Raw genomic sequence first — 19,421 nt, 5'->3', positions numbered from 1 at the left:
CCCGACCCGCCGACGGCCGCACGGAGACCCATGTCCGCCGCGAAGATGCACGCCGACGAACTCGACGTCGACAGCGCCCTGGTGCGCCGGTTGATCACGGAGCAGTTCCCGCGGTGGGCGGGGCTGCCCCTCGCCGACGTCCCGTCCGCCGGGACCGACAACGCCATGTTCCGGCTGGGCGACGACATGGTCGTACGGCTGCCGCGCCGCCCTGGCGCCGCCGGGCAGGTGGCCAAGGAGCAACGCTGGCTCCCGCTGCTCGCCCCGCACCTCCCGCTGCCGGTCCCGGTGCCGCTCGGCCGGGGCGAGCCGGGGCCGGGGTACGAGCAGCCCTGGTCGGTGCTGCGCTGGCTGGACGGCGAGAACGCCTACGACGCGCCCCTCGCCGATCTCACCTCGGCAGCCGAGGAGTTGGGCCGCTTCGTGGCGGCGCTGCGCAAGGCCGACGCGACCGGCGGCCCGGCCTCCTGGCGCGGCGGCCCGGTCGGGGCGAACGACGCACACGTCCGCTCAGCGATCCGCGATCTGGGCGCCGAAGGCCGGGTGGACGCGGCCGCGGCGACCGCGCTGTGGGAAGAGGTCCTCCGGCTCCCCCAGTGGGACGGCGATCCCGTGTGGCTGCACGGCGACCTCCTGCCCGGGAATCTGCTGACCGGGGCCGGCCGGCTCACCGCGGTGATCGACTTCGGCGGCCTGGGCGTGGGCGATCCGGCGGCCGACACCCTGGCCGCATGGGCTGTCTTCACGACCGGCACCCGCGAGGCGTTCCGCGAGGCGGCCGAGTGCGAGGACGCGACGTGGGCGCGGGGACGGGGATGGGCCCTGTGCTTCGGGCTGATGGCGGAGCACTACTACCGGCAGACGAACCCGGTCCTGGCGGCGGTGGGCCACCGGACAGTGGCGGAGGCGCTCGCGGGCTGAGGGGGCGCGGCGGAGCAACGGGCGCTTCGGACACAGCGGTCCTCCAGGACCCGCGCACCGCCACCCGCCCTGCCCGACCGGAACGGCCGGCTGCTCCTTCGCACGCATCCGCGCAGGTCCGCGGCGGATTCGAAGATGCCGGGAAAAAACTTCCGGCGCGGTGTCGAGAAAGCGTCGACGGCTCCGACGTCCCCTGTGAAAGTTGCCCACAAGGGGCGGCACGCACCCAGGGAGCGGAATCATGAAGTATCTGGTGATGGTCCAGGGCTCACAAGCCGACTACTACGCGATGCAGGGAAAGGGCTCCGAGCACAGCCCGGTCTGGAGCGAGAAGGACCTGCAGACGATGTTCTCCTTCATGCAGGCCGTCAACGACGACCTCGCCGAGTCCGGTGAACTGGTCGACGCCCAGGGGCTGGTCGAACCCGCGCAGACCCGCTTCGTGCGGGCGGACAAGGACGGCCGCCCGGTGATCTCGGACGGCCCCTACGGCGAGACGAAGGAAGTGCTCGCCGGGTACTGGGTGCTGGACTGCGAGAGCCTGGAGCGGGTCACGGAGATCGCGGCGCGCGTCGCCCGGTGCCCGGTCCCGGAGGGCTCGCCCGACCACCCGGTCGTCATCCGCCCCATTCAGGAGAGCGGCGGCGATCTGTGCCCGTGACAGGCACGAACGAGGTCGAGGACCTGCTGCGGCTGCACGCACCGCAGGTCCTCGGCGCGCTGGTGCGCCGCTACGGGCACTTCGGCCCGGCCGAGGACTCCGTACAGGAGGCACTGCTCGCCGCCGCGCAGCAGTGGCCCAGGACCGGCGTACCGGACAATCCGCGCGGCTGGCTGATCAAGGTGGCCTCGCGCCGCCTCACCGACCAGCTGCGCAGCGACGAGGCGCGGCGTCGGCGCGAGGAGACGGCGGCGCAGCTGACCCCGCGGGACGCCTTCACGGCGCCTCCGCCCGGTGAGAGCCGCGCCCCGTCCGACGACGACACCCTGACGCTGCTCTTCCTGTGCTGCCATCCCGCCCTGACGCCCGCCGCGCAGATCGCGCTCACCCTGCGGGCCGTCGGCGGTCTGACGACGGCCGAGATCGCCCGTGCGCTGCTGCTGCCCGAGGCGACGGCCGCGCAGCGGATCAGCCGGGCGAAGGCGAAGATCAAGGACGTACCGTTCCGTCAGCCGCGCCCCGAGGACCGCGACCAGCGGCTGGCGGCCGTGCTCCAGGTGCTCTATCTGATCTTCAACGAGGGCTATACGGCGACCTCCGGAGCCGCTCTGCAGCGCGCGGACCTCGCACATGAGGCGATCCGGCTGACCCGTGCCGTGCGGCGACTGCTGCCGCGGGAGGGCACGGTCACCGGCCTGCTGGCCCTGATGCTGCTCACCGAGGCGCGCAGCGCGGCCCGCAGCGGTCCCCACGGCGAGCTGATCCCGCTCGACGAGCAGGACCGCGCACGCTGGGACCGCAAGGCGATCGCCGAGGGCACGGTGCTGGTGGAGGAGGCGCTCTCCGAAGGCCCGGCCGGCGCCTATCAGCTGCAAGCGGCCATCGCCGCCCTGCACGACGAGGCGGAGCGGGCGCAGGACACCGACTGGCCGCAGATCCTCGCTCTGTACGACCTTCTCGTGGCCCGTACCCTCGAGCCCATGGCGGCGCTGGGGCGGGCGGTGGCGGTCGCGATGGTGGAGGGACCGAAGGCCGGGCTCGCCGAAGTGGCGGGGATAGAGGACCGGCTGACCGGCCATCACCGGCTCGACGCCGTACGCGCCCACCTGCTGGAGAAGGCGGGGGACCGGGAGGGCGCCAGGGCCGCGTACCAGCGGGCCGCGCGGCACACCCTCAGCATCCCAGAGACCCGCTATCTCCAGATGCGGGCGGCACGGCTGGGACCCGGCGCCGAGGGCACGGACAAGACACCGCCCCCCAGTTGACCGACGCGCTGCCCATCGACCGAACCGCCTCGCGCCCGGGTGCGCCGGACTACCCCGCGTACGGCCGCGTCCGCTTCGCCTCCCGCAACGCCTCGGCCCACCAGACCAGTTGATCCAGCATCACCTTGGCGGCCGCATCGGGGCCCGTCGTGTCACGCGGCCGGCCCTCCTCGTCGAAGGCGGCGCCCCCGCCGTGGAAGGACACCGTGTCCCGCATGGTGACCGCGTGGAGTTCGGCGAAGACCTGGCGCAGGTGTTCCACCGCGCGCAGGCCGCCCGAGACGCCGCCGTACGAGACGAGGGCGACCGGCTTGGCCCGCCATTCGGTGTAGTGCCAGTCGATCAGGTTCTTCAGGCCCGCCGGGAAGGAGTGGTTGTACTCGGGGGTGAGGACGACGAACGCTTCGGCGCCGCCCAGCTTCGGGGTGACCTCGGCGAGCGCGGCCGTCGCCCCGGGGGACGGGGCCAGCGTCGCGGGCAGCTCGGCCTCGGCCACGTCCACGACGTCGGGTACAAGGTCGTCGCGTTCACGGATCCGGCCGAGCAGCCACTCGGCGACGACGGGAGCGAAGCGGCCGTGGCGGTTGCTCCCGATCACGACGGTGACGCGGACAGGCGCGGAAGTGGGGACATCTGTGATGGTGTTCATGACGCACAGGCTCATACCTCAACCATTCTTGAGGTCAAGCGCACACCTCCGGGTCGCGGCCGGGCCGGCCCGCGCGCAGTCACCGCGCAGCGCGTCTCACTCTCCGTCACCCGTTTCGCAGCCGCGTCTGGGCCCTTCGGGTGTTCTGTCGCGACCCCCTGTCGCACGCCCGCCGACCTGCCCGAATGCCGCCTCCTCCAGCCAGCGGGGCTGTCGACCTGACACTCGTTCATCGTATTTCTGACATATCGTCAGAAGGCGGCTCGGGCCCACAGCCTTTTTCCTCGAGAGTGCAGGGCACGACCTACGCAGCGGCACACTGGGGGTGCCGCGGGCCGTGTCCCCGGAGGAGCACCGCCATGCGACGAACGGCCCGCCTGATCACCGGTCCTGTGCTCGCCGTCGCCGCCGTGGCGCTGGCCGCCGGAACCGCGTACGGCAGTGACGCCCGAAAGCTGGAGGTCTTCCCCACGACCGTGGTCCCCGGAGCCGACGTGACCGTCAACACGGCGGCGTGCGGCCCGGACGGCTCGGCCGCCGGGGACGCCACCGCGGTCGGCGCCGGCGTCTTCACCCTGGTGCCCAGCACGCATAAGCAGGACGCGATCGGACGGTTCCGGGTGCCGCCGAGCGCACAGCCGGGCACGTACGAGATCGTCGCGAAGTGCGCCGGCGCCCGGCACGACACCGTGGCGGGGGACCTGATCGTCTCCATGACCGCGGCCAAGAACCCGGCGCTTCCGAAAGGGAGCGTGCAGACAGGGGTCGGGGGCGCACTCGGCCCCGACCCCGTGCGGTCCGCGGCCGGCGTGGCGGCGCTGGCCCTCGCGGCCGCCGGCGGTACCTGGCTCCTGCATCGACGGGCGAAAGCCGACAGGATGTGACGGACATTCCGCGCTGTCCGTCGGCCGGTACCGCCCCCCGCTCCCCCTCCGGGTCCGATGCCCCTCGCGGCCCGGAGGGGGCTCTTGATCCCGTATCCGATGGGAGTTTCATGTGAACAAGGTCGGCACGTCCGGCACGGTCGGAGACGCCGCCATAGCATCCGTCACGATAGCCGCCCTGTGCTCGGGTGTGTGGCTGCTGCACAGCGCCGAGAGCCAGGCACCGCCGCAGCCGTCGGCCGCGCAGGCGGCCGCGGTGACGGACAGCGTGAAGCCCGGCTCGCCCCCGTTGCCGCCCTCGCCACCGGACCGCATACGCATACCGTCGATCCGCGTCGACGCCCCTCTTACCGGCCTCGGGCTCACCGACACGGGCCGCCTCAAGCCCCCGCCCGCGACGTACAAGAACCTCGCCGGCTGGTATCGGGGCGGTGCCACCCCCGGAGAGTCGGGCACCGCGATCGTCGCCGGTCATGTCGACGACGCGACGGGCCCGGCCGTCTTCTACGCCCTCGGCGCGGTGAAGAAGGGCAGCACGATCGAGGTGCACCGGCGCAACGGCTCGACGGCCGTCTTCTCCGTCTACGGGGTCCAGGTCTTCTCGGACAAGAACTTCCCCGACTACACGGTGTACGGGACGGTGCACCGCCCCGAGCTGCGGGTGATCACCTGCGGTGGCGGCTACTCACGCGGGACGGGCTACCGGGGAAACGTGGTCGTCTTCGCACGCCTCACGGCCGCCCGCTGATCGGCCCTGCCGCCCACGGCCCGCCCGAAGGCGCGGAACCGGCGCCGGGTCCCTGCCCGACGGGACCTCACCACGAGCGGCGGCGGCACCGCACCCTCACAGCCGCGCCCCGCCCACGCTGAGGGCAGCGTTCCTCACGGGAAACGGCCGTGATGCGGCCGGGTAACGTCGGCACCGCACGCTGCGGTGCATGACCTCGGACACGCGTGTGGTGGTGATCGGCACCGGACTCGCGGGCACCCGTCTCGCCCGGCGGCTCGGCGAGCTCGGCATGCCCGCCCTGCTCGTCGGCGAGGAAGAGCACGCCCCCTACAATCGCGTCCTGCTCGCCGACGTCCTGGCCGGCCGTTACGCGCCCGAGGTGATCTCCCTGCCGGCGCCGGAGCGCCTCGTCCGCGCCCGGGTCGTCCGGATCGACCGCGTGCGCCGCGAGCTGCACTGCGCCGACGGCTCGGTGATCGGCTACGGCACGCTCGTCCTCGCCACCGGCTCCAACCCCGTGCTCCCGCCCCTGCGCGGCCTGCTAGACGGCGACAGGCAGGAACTTCCCGCGGGCGTGCACGCGTTCCGCACCCTGGACGACTGCCTGCGGCTCGCCGGGGCGGTGCGCGAAGGGGTGCGCGCCGTCGTCGTCGGCGGCGGACTGCTCGGCGTCTCCGCAGCCCGCGCGCTCGCCGCCCGCGATGCCCATGTCGTCCTCGCCCAGCAGGCAGAACGCCTGATGGAGCGCCAGCTCGACCCCCAGGCCTCCCGGTTGCTGCACCACCACCTGAGCGGCCTCGGCGTGGAGATCCACACCGAGACGCGGGTGCGCGGCGTGCGCACCCTCGGCGGGGCGGTCCGCTCCGTGGAGATGGCCGACGGCTACGCCCTCGGCACCGATCTCGTGGTCCTGGCCTGCGGCGTCCGCCCGCGGGTGGGACTGGCCCAGGAGGTGGGACTGGCCGTCCGCAAGGGCATCCTCGTCGACGACGAACTGCGCACCTCGGACCCGCACATCCGGGCCATCGGCGACTGCGCCGAGCACGCCGGGACGGTGTACGGGCTGGCCGCCCCGGCCCTCGAACAGGCCGACGTCCTCGCCGGACTGATCGCGTCCGGGACCGGCCTGCCGGGCGGCCCGGCCGCCCGCTACACCGGCACCCGTGCCCTGACCCGGCTCACCCTTTCCGGTCCTGCCGTCCTCGACCTCGCCGCCTTCGGCGAGACGGACCCGGGGCCGGGCGACGACACGGTCCAGCTCGCCGACGCCGTCAGCGGCACCTACCGCAAGGTCGTCGTCCGCGACGGCCGCCTCGTCGGCGGGGTGCTCGTCGGCGCACTCGGCACCGTCGGCGCACTCGCCCGCGCCTGGGAGGAGGCCGAGCCGCTCCCGGCCGACGCCCACCTGCTCCACCTGCTCACCAACGACGGAGGCTCCTGATGTCCACGGCCACCCCCACCCTCGTGCTCGTCGGCCACGGCATGGTCGGCCAGCGCTTCCTCGAAGCGCTGGCCGAGCGCGGCCTGACCGCCACGCACCGCGTGGTCGTGCTGTGCGAGGAGCCGCGCCCCGCCTACGACCGGGTCCGGCTCACCTCGTACTTCTCGGGCACCACACCCCAGGAACTGTCCCTGACCGACCGGGAGTTCATCGAGCGGCACGGGATCGAGCTGCACCTCGGCGACCCGGCCCTGACGATCGACCGGGACACGCGGACGGTCACCACCCGCTCCGAGCTCACCGTCGCCTACGACACCCTCGTCCTCGCCACCGGCTCCTACCCCTTCGTCCCACCGGTCCCCGGCAAGGACGCGGAAGGCTGCTTCGTCTACCGCACCATCGAGGATCTGCTGGAGATCGAGGAGTACGCCAGGACAAGGGCGGTCACCGGGGCCGTGGTCGGCGGTGGTCTGCTCGGTCTGGAGGCGGCCGGCGCACTCAAGGGGCTGGGCCTGGCCACCCACATCGTGGAGTTCGCGCCGCGCCTGATGCCGGCGCAAGTCGACGAGGGCGGCGGCGCCGCGCTCCTGCGGACCGTCGGGGGTCTGGGCCTGACCGTGCACACCGGCACAGGCACACAGGAGATCGTCGCCGACGCGGACGGCCGGGTGACGGCCATGAAGCTCTCCGACGGCTCCGTGCTCACCACCGACATGGTCGTGTTCTCGGCCGGGGTCCGCCCCCGCGACCAGCTCGCCCGGGACTGCGGGCTCGTGGTCGGCGAGCGCGGCGGCATCGCCGTGGACGAGCAGTGCCGCACGGTGTCCGACCCGCGGGTGTTCGCGATCGGCGAGTGCGCGCTGGCCGCGGACGGCCGGGTGTACGGGCTGGTCGCGCCGGGGTACGAGATGGCCGGGACGGCCGCCGCGGCGATCGCCGACGACGAGGCGGAGCAGTTGTCGTTCACCGGCGCCGACCTGTCGACCAAGCTCAAGCTGCTGGGCGTCGACGTGGCGTCCTTCGGTGACGCGCACGGCATCACCGCGGACTGCCTCGACGTCGTCTACGCGGACTCACGCTCGGGCACGTACAAGAAGCTGGTCATCGGCCGCGACGGGGAACTGCTCGGCGGCATCCTTGTCGGCGACGCGGAGGCGTACGGCACCCTGCGCGCCCTCACCGGGTCCGTACCGCCCGTCGCCCCCGAGCAGCTGGTGCTGCCCGCGGGGTCCGGCGCCCCGGTCCAGCTCGGCCCGTCCGCGCTGCCCGACGGGGCCGTCGTCTGCTCCTGCCACAACGTCACCAAGGGCACGATCCGCGACGCGGTCACCGAGCACCGCTGCTCGACCGTGCCCGAGGTGAAGAGGTGTACCAAGGCCGGTACGGGCTGCGGCAGTTGCGAGAAGGTGCTCGGCCGGCTCGTCGCGGACGAGCTGGAGGCGAGCGGCGTCGTGGCCGACAAGGGGCTGTGCGGCTGCTTCTCGCAGACCCGCGATGAGCTCTACGAGATCGTCCTCGCCCTGCGCATCTCCTCATATCAGCAGCTCCTCGACCGCTACGGGCGCGAGGGCGCGCGCGGCGGCGACGGCTGCGAGACCTGCAAGCCGGCCATCGCCTCGGTCGTCGCCTCGCTGGCCCCGGCGATCGGCGCCGACGGCCATGTACTGGACGGCGAACAGGCGGCCCTGCAGGACACCAACGACCACTTCCTCGCCAACCTGCAGAGGAACGGCTCGTACTCGGTCGTGCCCCGCATCCCCGGTGGTGAGATCACCCCGGAGAAGCTGATCGTGATCGGTGAGATCGCCCGCGACTTCGGCCTCTACACGAAGATCACCGGGGGCCAGCGGATCGACATGTTCGGCGCGCGGGTGGAGCAACTGCCGCTGATCTGGGCCCGGCTGGTGGACGCGGGCTTCGAGTCGGGGCACGCGTACGGAAAGGCCCTGCGGACGGTGAAGTCGTGCGTGGGCCGGACCTGGTGCCGCTACGGCGTCCAGGACTCCGTGCGCATGGCGATCGACCTGGAGCTGCGCTACCGGGGCCTGAGGTCCCCGCACAAGCTGAAGTCGGCGGTCTCGGGGTGTGCCCGCGAGTGCGCGGAGGCCCGGTCGAAGGACTTCGGCGTGATCGCCACGGCGAAGGGCTGGAACCTCTACGTCGGCGGCAACGGCGGTGCCACCCCGCGTCACGCGGACCTGCTGGCCCAGGACCTGTCCGACGCCGAACTGGTCCGCCTGATCGACCGCTTCCTGATGTTCTACATCCGCACGGCCGACCGCCTGGAGCGCACCTCGGTGTGGCTGGAGCGGATCCCCGGCGGCTTGGACCACGTACGGGACGTGGTGGTCCATGACTCCCTCGGCATCTGCGAGGAACTCGAGTCGCTGATGGCGGCACATGTGGCGAACTACCGCGACGAGTGGGCGCAGACCCTCGACACCCCGGAGAGGCTGGCCCGTTTCGTGTCCTTCGTGAACGCCCCCGGCACCCCCGACCCGATGGTCGGCTTCGTCCCCGAGCGCGACCAGATCAAGCCCGACCTGCCGTTGCTGACGCTCGGCACCCGCCCCCTGGAAGGAAGCGCGCAGCGATGACACCGGCACCCGGCACGCGAGGCCCCGAGGTCCGGATCCGCCTCGACCACGACCGCTGGCTCACCGTCTGCGACCTGGGCCTGCTCGTTGCGGGCCGCGGGGTGGCGGCACTTCTGCCCGACGGCCGCCAGGCGGCGGTCTTCCGCGACCGCGCGGGCCGACTGTACGGCATCGACAACCGTGACCCCTTCAGCGGCGCCGCCGTCCTCTCCCGCGGCCTGACGGGCACTCACGAGGGCCGCCCGTTCGTCGCCTCCCCCTTGCTGAAGCAGCGCTTCGACCTCACGTCGGGCCAGTGCCTGGACGACGAGAAGGTGCGCGTGGCGGTGTACGAGGTACGCACCGCCTGACCGCCGGGCGGCGTCCCCGCACAGGGTGTGCACTCGGCTCTCTGAACTGCGTGTCCGGGGCCACGAAGCCCCGCGCGGAGGAGTGAGAACACATGAGAGCTGAGCGCGTTGCCGACACGGGCGTCAGAAACAGTGCGGAGAGGCCGCCCAGCCAGGACCGAATCGTAATGACAACACTACTGATGGTTCGGATGGCGAATATTGCGAGTAAAAAGTCTGTGAGCGGTTGATTTGAGCCTTTGCCGTAAGAGGTAAACGCTCTACGCTTATTTCTATACGAGGGGGGACGCAGGCCTGTCGCGTCCACGGTGGCCGGCTCGTGCATCCAGAAAGAGGTTCAGCAATGGCGCCATCGTCCACCCGGCCCGAGCTCGACGAGACGTACACCGAGATCACCGACTGGTTCTTCGAGACCTACCTGCCGCGGTGGGTCACGGCCGTGGAGACTTCACACGACGCCTCCTTCATCGGCGACTACTGGGCGGCCCCGCTCTGGGTCGGAGACGACAGCGGGCCCGTCACCCTCGCCCCCACGGCGGAGGACGTCACCGCATGGTTCAAGGTCACCTTCGACCGCCTGAGGACCGCGGGCTACACACACACCGCGGTGCTCGACCGCCGTGTGGTGGTGTTCAACAAGGACGGTGGCGCCATTGACGTCATCTGGTCGCGTCGCCGCGCTGACGATTCGGAGATCGAGCGCCTGGCTGTTCACTTCGTCATCGCCCGCGGCAGCGACGGGCTGCGTATCGTGACGATCGAGGCCACCCTCACCGACTCCGACACGCTGGACGAGGTGTGGCCCATCCACCGGGGCGGGGACCTGTGACCTCCGCCGGCCTCGCGCAGCGGTTCACCCCGTCGGGCCCTCCGCTCATGATCGTCGCCACAGGCGACACGAGGACGCCGACAGACAGCACGCTTGCCGCATATGAGCGCGCCGGCGAGCCCAAGAAGCTCATCGCCTACGAGGGCGGGCACTTCGGCGCGTACGTCGACCACTTCGACGAGACAGGTGGCAGGGCCACGGACTGGTTCATCCAGCATCTCAAGCCCGCCGCGACCAGCTGATGAGCACCAGGCACAAAAGGAAAGTCACGCACCATGGCATCTGACCTTCGTTTTCACGTCCACGTCGCCGACCCGACCCCCGAACACGGCACGCCCCCGGTGCCGCACGGCCACCCGGCGGTCGCATCCCCCATGTCATCGACGCTCATCACCGGTGAACGCGACGCCGTCCTCGTCGACACCCCATGGACACACGAACACATTCGCGTGATCGGCGACTGGATCGCCTCGTTCGGCAGAAACCTGACCGCGATCTACATCACCCACGGCCACGGCGACCACTGGTTCGGCGTGCCCGCACTGCTCGACCGGTTCCCCGGAGCAAGGGTGTACTCAACCGCCGGAACCGCCAGGTCCATCAGGAAGCAGCACGAGACCCGCGGCGAGCAGTGGGACGCCCGGTTCCCGGGGCAGGTCTGCGAAGGAGAGATCCACCCGGAGATCATCCCGGCGGAAGGCATCGAGCTGGAGGGCAACGTTCTGAAGGCGGTCGAACTCGGCCACACCGACACCGACGACACAACCGGTCTGTGGGTACCGTCCGTCCGCCTCTTCGTCGCGGGCGACTCGGTCTACAACCACTGTCACCAATACCTCAACGAATCCGGCGACGGGGGACTTCAGGCGTGGTACCGGGCGCTGGACACGATCGAGGCGCTGGATCCGACGTACGCGGTGGCCGGCCACAAGGACAAGGCACAGCCCGACGACGCGGGCGCCGTCCAGCGCACGCGGACCTACCTCGACACGTTCCAACGACTCGCCGCAGAGGGCACCCGCACACCCGAGGAGTTCTTCGACGAGATGATGCGGCTGTTCCCCGGGTACGCCAACCCGAAGGCCTTGTGGCGCAGCGTCGTCGCGGTCATCGGCCGGCCCACCGCTGGGTGAAGACCTCTCGCGGCGCCGGGCTCGACGATCCGGTGGGCGTCGGCGTGGCTCACGCCGACGCCCACCGGGGCGGCTCGGCCAGGGCTGGACATCAGCTGGGTCAGTTCTCCTGCCACCAGGCGGTGACGGCGTTGGCGTACTCCTCCGCCGCTTCCTCCCAGACGAAGTGTCCCCCCTCGATGATGTCGAGCTTGCTGTGGGGCAGGCGCTCGTGCAGGTACTCGGCGTTGACCACCGGCACCACCGGGTCCTTGCTGCCGTTGATGATCTGGACCGGCGTCTCGACGGTGGCCAGCAGGTCGCCCAGGACCGGCAGTTCGGCGGGATACGCGCGAACGTAGGCCATCTGGTCGACGAAACGCCGTCCCACGTAGGACGCGAGGTAGTCCTCGCGCACCTCCTCCGGAAGCTCGTAGCCCTCGATCTTGTCGACCGCGACCGTCACGATGGTCTTGGGGTTCATGGCCCGGTACGGCGCCAGGTCCTCGGCATGCACCCACTCGCGCAAGGGACTGCCCAGTTGCAGCGGGACTGCCGCCCCACCGGTGCCCACGACCGCGCTGCGGAATCGGTCCGGGTGCCGGGCCACGGCGAACAGCACCGCGCTGGTGCCGATATCAGGGCCCACGACGTGGGGCTTCGCCAGCCCGAAGGTGTCGGCGAGCCGCACGATGAACTCGCTCATCGCCTTGGGCGAGAGCAGGTCCTCCCGCAGCTCGGAGTGCCCGAACCCCGGCAGGTCCACCGCGATCAGGTGAGCGTGCTCGGCCAACCGGGACCAGGTCGCGTCGAAGGCGTACAGGCTCTCCGGCCACGGGCTCAGCAGCAGCGCGTCGCAGTCACGGGGTTCGTCGCTCTCGGCGTACCGGATGGACAACCCGTCGATCGTCCGGAATCGGGGCTTGATCTCACTCATGTTCTTCTCCTCTGACAGACACCGCGAGTCGAGTGACCGACCCTTCGTTCGCGAGGCGGCCACCAGTCGACGAGATCGACAGGGACAACGGCGGAGTGTAATGACCTATCGAATTAGACACTTACTCCCTACCACGGCCCCCTGCCGACATGTAAGCCTCTTTCGCGAAAAGACCCTGTGGTACGGTGCTGGCGTGAGCAGAGAAGGACAGGGCACCGCGCGGTCGATCCCCGCCACTGCCGCGGCCATCGTGGATCTGCTCAACTCGCGTGCCCACGGCATCAACCCGGCCCTTCCGGACACGCTCGAGAGTCCGCAGACGGCGAGCAAGATCCTGCGCCCGTTCGGTCAGCCCGAGGGGCAGCAGCCGACACCGAGCCTCATCGCCGAGGTCCGTGACCTGCGTGCGGCCCTCCTTGACATCGTCACGGCGTCGGAACCCGAGGAAACGGCAGCCGGCTGGGCACAGATCACGCGGTGGTCGTCTTCGATCACACTGAGGCAGGTCTTCGCGGCGCCGGGAGAGGTGGCGCTGCAGCAGATCGGCGGCGATCCCGTGATCGGCGGCATCACCATCGCGGTGGCGGGACTCGTCGCCGACGGCACCTGGGGGCGCATCCGCGCCTGCGCCAACGAGACCTGCGCCCACGCCTTCTACGACACCACTCGCAGCCGCACTCAGCGTTGGCACTCGTACGAGGTCTGCGGCAACAGGAACAACGTGGCCGCGTATCGAGCCAGGCACAAGGCCCGGTCCACGCGCTGACGTGCGCCCCGGCGCGACGAGGCGGGGTGATCGGTACCGGGCTCGCCCGTCCACGATCGCCGCCGCCTTCAAGAGGCGCTGCTCGTTCCCGTGCGCCCGCCCGGGCGGCGGCACGTTCTTCCGCCAGACGCCCTTCCGCCTCGGCAGCCCACCGTGCGCGGCGGCGAGCCCTTCCTGCCACGCGACGTCGAAGTGCGACCAGACCACAGCCATGAAGTAATGGGCTAAACTGGATGTCGATTACATGTAGTGGGTGTGACCTGTGCCCACCTGGTCCCCGATCTCCTCGGCACTGGTCTGGTTCAGGAGGCAATCGACTGATGGGAAGAGCAGGCATGGCCGCGCACACATCGGATCCCACCTTGCATGGCCGAGCACTGGTACCCGTGCTCGTGTACGTGGGCACAGTGGTGGCGGTGATCAGCAGCCTCGGTGCGCCGCTGATTCCCACCATCGCCGGCGCCGACCACGTGCCACTCTCCGAAGCCCAGTGGTCCCTGACCGTCACTCTGCTGGTCGGGGCGGTTGCCACCCCGACGATGGGCCGGCTGGGCGACGGTCCGCTACGGCGCCCGACGATTCTGGGTGCCCTGTCGTTCGTGCTGGTGGGAAGCGCGCTGGCGGCCCTTCCGTTCGGCTTCGTCTGGCTGGTCGTGGGCCGGGCGTTCCAGGGCGTCGGGCTCGGCCTGATCCCGCTGACCATCGCGACGGCCCGGGACAACCTGCCGACGGAGCGTTCCCGCTCGGTCATCGCGCTGCTCTCGATCACCACCGTGTCAGGCGTCGGCCTGGGGTATCCGTTGACCGGTCTGATCACCCAGGTCTTCGGGTTCCATGCCAGTTTCTGGTTCGGTGCGGCGGTCAGCGGCATCGCCCTCATGTCCGCGGTGATCGTCCTGCCGCACACCCGGCACCTGGCGCCGCGCCGTCCCGACGCGGTGGGCGCGATCCTGTTCGGTGCGGTCCTCGGCGGGCTTCTGCTCGCGCTGAGCGAGGGCGAATCCTGGGGTTGGACATCGCCGACGCTGATCAGCGTGTGTGCCGCGTCGCTGGCGTGCCTGGCGGTCTGGATCGTGTACGAGCTGCGCACCGGTCAGCCGCTGGTCGACCTGCGCCAGCTCCGCAACCGTGTCGTACTGACCGCCGACCTGATGGGGCTCGTCGCGGGCATGGGTATGTACCTGCTCTTGTCCCTGGTCACGCGGCTGGCCCAGACGCCCGCCGGCCCGGCTCACGGCTTCGGGGTGTCAGTTGTCGTCGCCGGGCTGATCCTGCTGCCATTCTCGGCCGGCAGCCTGTCGGCGAGCAGGGCCGTCCCGCTGGTGGCACAGCGCTTGTCCTGGCGGTTGACGCTGCCGCTGTCCTGCGGCGTCATCCTCCTGTCCATGCTGTGGTTCGGGCTGAACCGATCCGGCCTCTGGGAACTGTTCGTCGTGATGGGCGTGGCGGGCCTCGGTGTCGGCTGCGTCTTCGCCTTGGTCCCCGGGTTGGTCGTCAACTCGGTGCCGGCCAGGGAGGTCGGGAGCGCCATCGGCTTCAACCAGGTGCTCCGCTACGTCGGGTTCGCCATGGGAAGCGCGTTGAGCGCCGCGGTACTCGAGTCCCACACCAGGGTCGGAGCCATCCTGCCGGACCCCGTCGGCTACAGGTTCGCGGCCGTACTGGGATGCGCGATCTGCGCGGCGGGCGCAGTCACCGCGATCGTGCTACCGGGGCGGCGCCGCTCCCAACCGGACGCCCCCGCGGACGGCGGGGAAGCGCCGACCGTGGGCACGCCGGTGCGGAAAGGGCTGGAGTCCGCCGACCAGGGGGCAGGTGATCACGGCATCCGGATGTAGTCGTCATGCCGCTCGGCCAGGTCCTCCGGCCCGTTGACTGCTCCGATCGATACGAGCACCTATGCGAGGTGATGAGCGGCGGGTAGCGCCTTGGCGAGCGTGGGCGCCTTCCTCCAACGGTTCCTGTGCAAACCCCCGCTTACATCCATGGGAATCCTGTTTCTCCGGAAGGGAATCGATCCTTCGACGGAGGAGCACAGTGGGAAAGGCAACCGGCCCCACCCGTTCCGCTACTCTCCACAGAAGGTGAGGCTGGATCACCGCCCGTCAACGCGAGCTTGCGAAAAACCCCAGGTCAATCCTTCGGGTGCTGCCACGCCTTGTACGTGAACTCGAGGCTGTACCCATCAGGATCGAAGACGTTGGCCGCGTAGTACCCGGGAGCGTAGTACGGGCGGTCCGCGGGTGCGCCATTGTCGGTCGCGCCCGCCGCCATGGCCGCCGTATACGCCGCGTCGACCGCCTCCTTCGATGGCGCGGTGAAGCCGACATGCGCGGCACGTCCCTCACTGACGCCGTCGCGCAACCAGAGCACAAAAGCCGTGTCGGTACCGAACCCCTTGAGGTCGGGGTGCCCCTGCGGACCGGTCGAGCCGTCGAAGTCGATCACGTGGCTCATGCCCAGCGGCTTCAACGTCTGGTTGTAGAACTCGACTGAGCGGTCCATGTCGCTCACCGTCAGGAAAACATGATCGATCACTGTCTCATCCCTCTCTGAAGCACTGAAGACGCCAGAACCGTAGTGCGAGACCAGGACTGTTCCGGTCCTGGTCTCGATTAGCATCGGAAATGTGACCGCCACCTCAGCCCGCCTGCTGCGACTGCTCGCGGTGTTGTCCAGCCGGCCGTCATGGACGAACGGCGAGCTCGCCGAGCGGCTGGGCGTCACCGAACGGACCGTGCGCCGCGACATCGCCCGCCTGCGCGAAGCGGGGTACGGCATCGACTCCGAGGGCGGCCCATACGGCGGCTATCGCCTGGGCCCCGGCAAGCGAATGGCGCCCCTGACACTCGACGACGAGGAAGCCCTCGCGGTGTTCGCCGCGCTCCGCGAGGCCCCTGGCGACGACCCAGCCACGATGTCGGCGTTGCTCAAGCTGAGGCACCTGCTGCCGGCGCGGGTCGTCGAGCGAATCGACGCGGTGGACGGCAGCTCCGTCGACATCATGCAGGCCGAACGCGGCCGAGTCGCCGTCCCGCTGCTGTTTGAAATCGCGACCGCCTGCCACCGCGGGGAACGGCTGTCGCTCACGTACCGCGATGCCCGCAGCACCGAGACCAGACGGCGAGTGGATCCACATCGGCTGGTTCGCAGCCCGAACCGGTGGTACCTGGTCGCGTTCGACGTGGCCAAGCATGAATGGCGGACGTTCCGTGCGGACCGCATCATCGCCGCCCAGACGACAGGGGTCAGCGTTGAACTCGATGACCCGCCGGACGCCGCTGACATGGTGACGAAGATGCTGGTAAGCGACTATCCGTACTACGCGACTACGCGAGTCGCTGTGCCCTTGGCGCGGGCACGCCACATCGTTCCGCCCCACCTGGGCAGCTGCCGGGCCGACGGTCCGGACACCACCTGCATCACGATCGGCGGCGTCACTCCCGACAGCCTCGCTGCCGCGTTGTTCCGTTTGCCGACACCGCTCCGCCTGGTCGCATCCGATGAGGTTTACGAGGCGGTCCACCGTCGGGTGGCGCAGTTCACCGAGGCTGTCCAGTGCGCAGAGAGCGACACCTCTCGCACCCGGCAAGGGGTGCCGTTGACGAGCGAAGAAGCAAGGGACAAGTAGCCCGAGAGTAACTCCGCGGCCGGGCCGGGCACTTCGGCAATGACCGTCGAGTGGCTGGTCAGCCGGGCCTCAAGTCAGTTTCCATCTGGTCTGTCTGACGTGAGATCGTCGCCTTCCTTCGGCGACCGCGCTGAGACTCAACACAGCTCGGCGAACCGTCCCGGGCGCAGCACCAGGGCCCCTCTCACGCCGGCGCGCGGCGCTGTCAACCGGAGGCCGGCGGAGCAGATGCAGGTGCAGACAGACCCCCGGCGGCTCCTGACGGCAACGACAACGGACGCTTGCGCGAGAAAACATGCGTATCAACTACTTGACACAGTTCGGCCGCCGGGCAATTGTGTCAGACAGTTAATAAACTTGCGGGGGGAAGGGGCCGGTATGCCTACTGCAGCAGGAAGGGATCACGCCTGGCGGGAGGGACTTGCGACTCCCGTGCGGTGGGTCGGCGCAGCGATCGGTCTGGCTGTCAATTCGCTTGCCTCCTTCAGCCATGAGTCAGACGTGGATCTGCTGTACGAGTTCTCCGTTTTCGGTCTCTGCGTCATGGCGGGTGCGTTCGCAGCAGACTTGGTCGCACGCCAGAGCCCTGGCAGGCTACGAGTCGCTCACATGACACCACGCCGCATACGGGACTACGTGCCGCGCGCCCTGACCGCCACCGTGGCCGGGCAGGCAGTCGCCTTAGTGACCCTGCTGATCATCGCCGCAGCAACAGCCTCAGCAGACACTGCCGGTCACTCAGGGCGCGCCCTGTCCGTCACGTGCCCAGCGGGGAGGCAACTGCTGTCTCCCTGGCCCGGCCCTTACTACGCGTGGCCGATTCTCGGCGGTCTCACCTTCGGTACCGTTGCCTGCGTACTACTTCTACGCCGTATCACGGCCGGGTCGGGAAGCGATGAGCAACACCGCACCGGAGCGCGGGCGGCGATCAGCGCATGGGGAGTACTCGTGAGCGCTCCTCTTTTCGGCGTCTCCTTGACGATGGGAGTCGTGGTACTGAGCTGGTCCTGTGGAGGAGAAATGAAGGATCTGGCGCTGTGGGGGCTAGCCGTCACTGCCCTCACCTCGGCTATAACTGCAGGTCACTGCCTATGCGTCTCGCTGCTGCCACAGGTCTACCTCAAGGCACAACCGTGACCGCAAACGACGTCAGCATCAGGGTTATGCACCCTTCCCCTGTCCCGCCCTACGAGCAAATCCGCGCGCAGTTGGCCGATCTCATCTCCGTCGGCCGACTACGAAAGGGCGACAGGCTGCCATCCGTGCGCCAACTTGCTTCCGACCTCGGGCTGGCAAACAACACCGTGGTGCGGGCCTACCGCGAACTGGAGGTCGCAGGTCTCGTCAGGAGCCGCAGAGGCTCCGGTACGCAGGTCATCGCCCCAGCGCCCGAGACCGACCTGAAGGCGAAGCTCCAGGAATACGCCAACAGTTTCGCGGCTGCTGCAAAGCAGCTCAATGCCACCGACGAAGAAGCCCTCGCGGCGATCCGTCACGCCTTAGCAAGCATCGACACAGTCTGATCAGGACGGAAGAGGTCGCCAAGTAGCACTCCGCCGCCGGCCTCCGACACACCGGCAGGACACGCCGAGAGGCGAGACCAGCTGAAAAGGACCTCTGCCGCTGACCGCTTCATCCGCGCAGAAGTGCCGACGTGCGGCGCACGTTCGAGCGAGTGCCAGCGCACAGTTGGCGCAGTGGCTTCGACGAACGTGCTCAGACGGCTTGTTCTCCCGTTGGCCCACACACGGCGCGCAGCGCGTTGCCTCTCTACACATCTTTCGCGTCGGGCCGTCATGCGCTCAATGGTCAGGAGGTCATCTCCCCGGTAGTCGCAGTGGTGGGTGTCGCCCAGATAACGACGGACTCAGCACCATGGCCGGCAGCCACCTTCACGATGCCTGGGTCGATCCACATCACGGTTCTCATCGGCAGGTCGAATGAGGTGAGCCTGAAGCCGGCGCGCTCGGCGGCGTCCGTGAGCACGTCGTCCGGCACAGGGTCGACCACGACGGCGCGCATGTAGGAGCCAAAGTCAGGCTCGTCGGGCAGCCAGCAGTACTTCGCGAGGTGCTGTTCGATCCTGTCGGCGAGGGCGGTGCGGAACGCGTCGATCTGTTCGCGGGTGCGCTGCCGCCTGCCGTGGGCCGTTGTGACGTTCGCCAAGGCCGTCCGTAGCGGCGCGCCGACATCATGGTGCGGGAGCGTGGCGAGCTGCTCGGCCCACCAGGCGGCGGCAGCCGCAGCTTCGGGGCGAGGGGGCATTGGCCCCATCCCCTCGTGGCTGCTGCGAGGATGGTAAGGGCGCGCGGGCGGTTCGGTGAGGGTCATAGTGATCCCTAGGTCGAGACCGGCGCGGGGGGCGGGGTGCCAGTGTGCAGGCTCGTGAAGGCCTTGTGAAGTATGTGGCGTTTAGTTACCGCGGGTAGGCCAGGTCGACAAGGCGGGCGGGCGGCCGGACGGCCGCCACTCCCCCATCACTTCCGCTCGAAACGCTCCAGCGGCTCAACGGAAACCAACGCCAACAAACGCCTACGCCTTTTTCCTGGTCAGCGACTTAGCTTGACAGTCTCCGCAGACAATGCAGGGAGGGGCGGTACCCCCGCACAGGGTGTAAGACCAACACCCTGAACTGGGAACTCGGCATC

Annotated in this window: 19 protein-coding genes; 15 read left to right on the top strand and 4 right to left on the bottom strand. The window is 69.7% G+C overall.

Features of this window, described 5'->3' with window-relative positions:
* The first annotated feature begins 30 nt into the window (after positions 1 to 30).
* The 3 genes from ACWDA7_RS02810 to ACWDA7_RS02800 all read left to right on the top strand — a co-directional run bounded on the left by ACWDA7_RS02810 (position 31) and on the right by ACWDA7_RS02800 (position 2,847).
* A complete protein-coding gene (locus ACWDA7_RS02810) occupies positions 31 to 921 on the top strand; it encodes an aminoglycoside phosphotransferase family protein (RefSeq protein ID WP_450602440.1) in 891 nt (296 codons plus the stop codon).
* 241 nt (positions 922 to 1,162) lie between these two features.
* Positions 1,163 to 1,582, top strand: a complete 420-nt coding sequence (locus tag ACWDA7_RS02805) for a YciI family protein (protein WP_359403640.1) — start codon at positions 1,163 to 1,165, stop codon at positions 1,580 to 1,582.
* Complete coding sequence (locus ACWDA7_RS02800) at positions 1,579 to 2,847, top strand: RNA polymerase sigma factor (protein ID WP_450602439.1); 1,269 nt, start codon at positions 1,579 to 1,581, stop codon at positions 2,845 to 2,847. The genes ACWDA7_RS02805 and ACWDA7_RS02800 overlap by 4 nt, the downstream gene beginning before the upstream one ends.
* A 49-nt stretch (positions 2,848 to 2,896) precedes the next feature.
* Here the strand turns inward: ACWDA7_RS02800 and ACWDA7_RS02795 are convergent, their stop codons facing one another.
* Positions 2,897 to 3,496 (bottom strand): NADPH-dependent FMN reductase, encoded by a 600-nt coding sequence (locus ACWDA7_RS02795; protein WP_450602438.1) that lies wholly within the window; start codon positions 3,494 to 3,496, stop codon positions 2,897 to 2,899.
* A 359-nt stretch (positions 3,497 to 3,855) separates the two neighbouring features.
* Here ACWDA7_RS02795 and ACWDA7_RS02790 point away from each other — a divergent pair, with 359 nt between their 5' ends.
* From ACWDA7_RS02790 to ACWDA7_RS02755, 8 genes are all read left to right on the top strand, one after another.
* Positions 3,856 to 4,380 carry a hypothetical protein gene (locus tag ACWDA7_RS02790; protein WP_450602437.1) on the top strand — a complete coding sequence of 175 codons (525 nt, stop codon included), beginning with the start codon at positions 3,856 to 3,858 and terminating at the stop codon, positions 4,378 to 4,380.
* A 112-nt stretch (positions 4,381 to 4,492) separates the two neighbouring features.
* Complete coding sequence (locus tag ACWDA7_RS02785; RefSeq protein ID WP_450602436.1) at positions 4,493 to 5,128, top strand: class F sortase; 636 nt, start codon at positions 4,493 to 4,495, stop codon at positions 5,126 to 5,128.
* A 190-nt stretch (positions 5,129 to 5,318) separates the two neighbouring features.
* Positions 5,319 to 6,551 carry an NAD(P)/FAD-dependent oxidoreductase gene (locus ACWDA7_RS02780; RefSeq protein ID WP_450602435.1) on the top strand — a complete coding sequence of 411 codons (1,233 nt, stop codon included), beginning with the start codon at positions 5,319 to 5,321 and terminating at the stop codon, positions 6,549 to 6,551.
* Positions 6,551 to 9,148 carry a nitrite reductase large subunit NirB gene (gene nirB / locus ACWDA7_RS02775; protein ID WP_450602434.1) on the top strand — a complete coding sequence of 866 codons (2,598 nt, stop codon included), beginning with the start codon at positions 6,551 to 6,553 and terminating at the stop codon, positions 9,146 to 9,148. Before ACWDA7_RS02780 ends, nirB begins: the two co-directional genes overlap by 1 nt.
* A complete protein-coding gene (gene nirD, locus ACWDA7_RS02770; RefSeq protein WP_450602433.1) occupies positions 9,145 to 9,498 on the top strand; it encodes a nitrite reductase small subunit NirD in 354 nt (117 codons plus the stop codon). Before nirB ends, nirD begins: the two co-directional genes overlap by 4 nt.
* A 343-nt stretch (positions 9,499 to 9,841) precedes the next feature.
* A complete protein-coding gene (locus ACWDA7_RS02765; protein ID WP_450602432.1) occupies positions 9,842 to 10,327 on the top strand; it encodes a DUF6841 family protein in 486 nt (161 codons plus the stop codon).
* A 47-nt stretch (positions 10,328 to 10,374) separates the two neighbouring features.
* Positions 10,375 to 10,569, top strand: coding sequence for a hypothetical protein (locus tag ACWDA7_RS02760; protein ID WP_450602431.1), 195 nt, complete (start codon positions 10,375 to 10,377; stop codon positions 10,567 to 10,569).
* A 33-nt stretch (positions 10,570 to 10,602) separates the two neighbouring features.
* Complete coding sequence (locus ACWDA7_RS02755; protein ID WP_450602430.1) at positions 10,603 to 11,460, top strand: MBL fold metallo-hydrolase; 858 nt, start codon at positions 10,603 to 10,605, stop codon at positions 11,458 to 11,460.
* A 100-nt stretch (positions 11,461 to 11,560) separates the two neighbouring features.
* Here ACWDA7_RS02755 and ACWDA7_RS02750 read toward each other — a convergent pair whose 3' ends face one another.
* Positions 11,561 to 12,376 (bottom strand): alpha/beta fold hydrolase, encoded by an 816-nt coding sequence (locus tag ACWDA7_RS02750; RefSeq protein WP_450602429.1) that lies wholly within the window; start codon positions 12,374 to 12,376, stop codon positions 11,561 to 11,563.
* 193 nt (positions 12,377 to 12,569) lie between these two features.
* Between ACWDA7_RS02750 and ACWDA7_RS02745 the strand changes: the two genes are divergently transcribed.
* Both ACWDA7_RS02745 and ACWDA7_RS02740 read left to right on the top strand, forming a co-directional pair.
* Positions 12,570 to 13,142, top strand: a complete 573-nt coding sequence (locus ACWDA7_RS02745; RefSeq protein WP_450602428.1) for a CGNR zinc finger domain-containing protein — start codon at positions 12,570 to 12,572, stop codon at positions 13,140 to 13,142.
* Between the two features lie 386 nt (positions 13,143 to 13,528).
* On the top strand, positions 13,529 to 14,980 hold the full coding sequence (locus ACWDA7_RS02740; protein WP_450602427.1) for an MFS transporter: 1,452 nt from the start codon (positions 13,529 to 13,531) through the stop codon (positions 14,978 to 14,980).
* A gap of 295 nt (positions 14,981 to 15,275) precedes the next feature.
* Here the strand turns inward: ACWDA7_RS02740 and ACWDA7_RS02735 are convergent, their stop codons facing one another.
* Complete coding sequence (locus ACWDA7_RS02735) at positions 15,276 to 15,680, bottom strand: VOC family protein (RefSeq protein WP_450602426.1); 405 nt, start codon at positions 15,678 to 15,680, stop codon at positions 15,276 to 15,278.
* A gap of 91 nt (positions 15,681 to 15,771) precedes the next feature.
* Between ACWDA7_RS02735 and ACWDA7_RS02730 the strand changes: the two genes are divergently transcribed.
* Together ACWDA7_RS02730 and ACWDA7_RS02725 are read left to right on the top strand one after the other, a co-directional pair.
* Positions 15,772 to 16,773, top strand: a complete 1,002-nt coding sequence (locus ACWDA7_RS02730; RefSeq protein WP_450602425.1) for a helix-turn-helix transcriptional regulator — start codon at positions 15,772 to 15,774, stop codon at positions 16,771 to 16,773.
* Positions 16,774 to 17,906: 1,133 nt separating this feature from the next.
* The gene (locus ACWDA7_RS02725; protein WP_450602424.1) at positions 17,907 to 18,296 is read left to right on the top strand and encodes a GntR family transcriptional regulator; all 390 of its coding nucleotides are present in this window, start codon (positions 17,907 to 17,909) and stop codon (positions 18,294 to 18,296) included.
* A gap of 286 nt (positions 18,297 to 18,582) precedes the next feature.
* Here ACWDA7_RS02725 and ACWDA7_RS02720 read toward each other — a convergent pair whose 3' ends face one another.
* Complete coding sequence (locus ACWDA7_RS02720; protein ID WP_450602423.1) at positions 18,583 to 19,104, bottom strand: hypothetical protein; 522 nt, start codon at positions 19,102 to 19,104, stop codon at positions 18,583 to 18,585.
* Positions 19,105 to 19,421: the final 317 nt, after the last annotated feature.

The organism is Streptomyces sp. NPDC001156, from assembly GCF_053598275.1.
The sequence above is the reverse complement of the archived record's forward strand: the minus strand, read 5'-3'. Positions and strand labels throughout refer to the sequence as shown.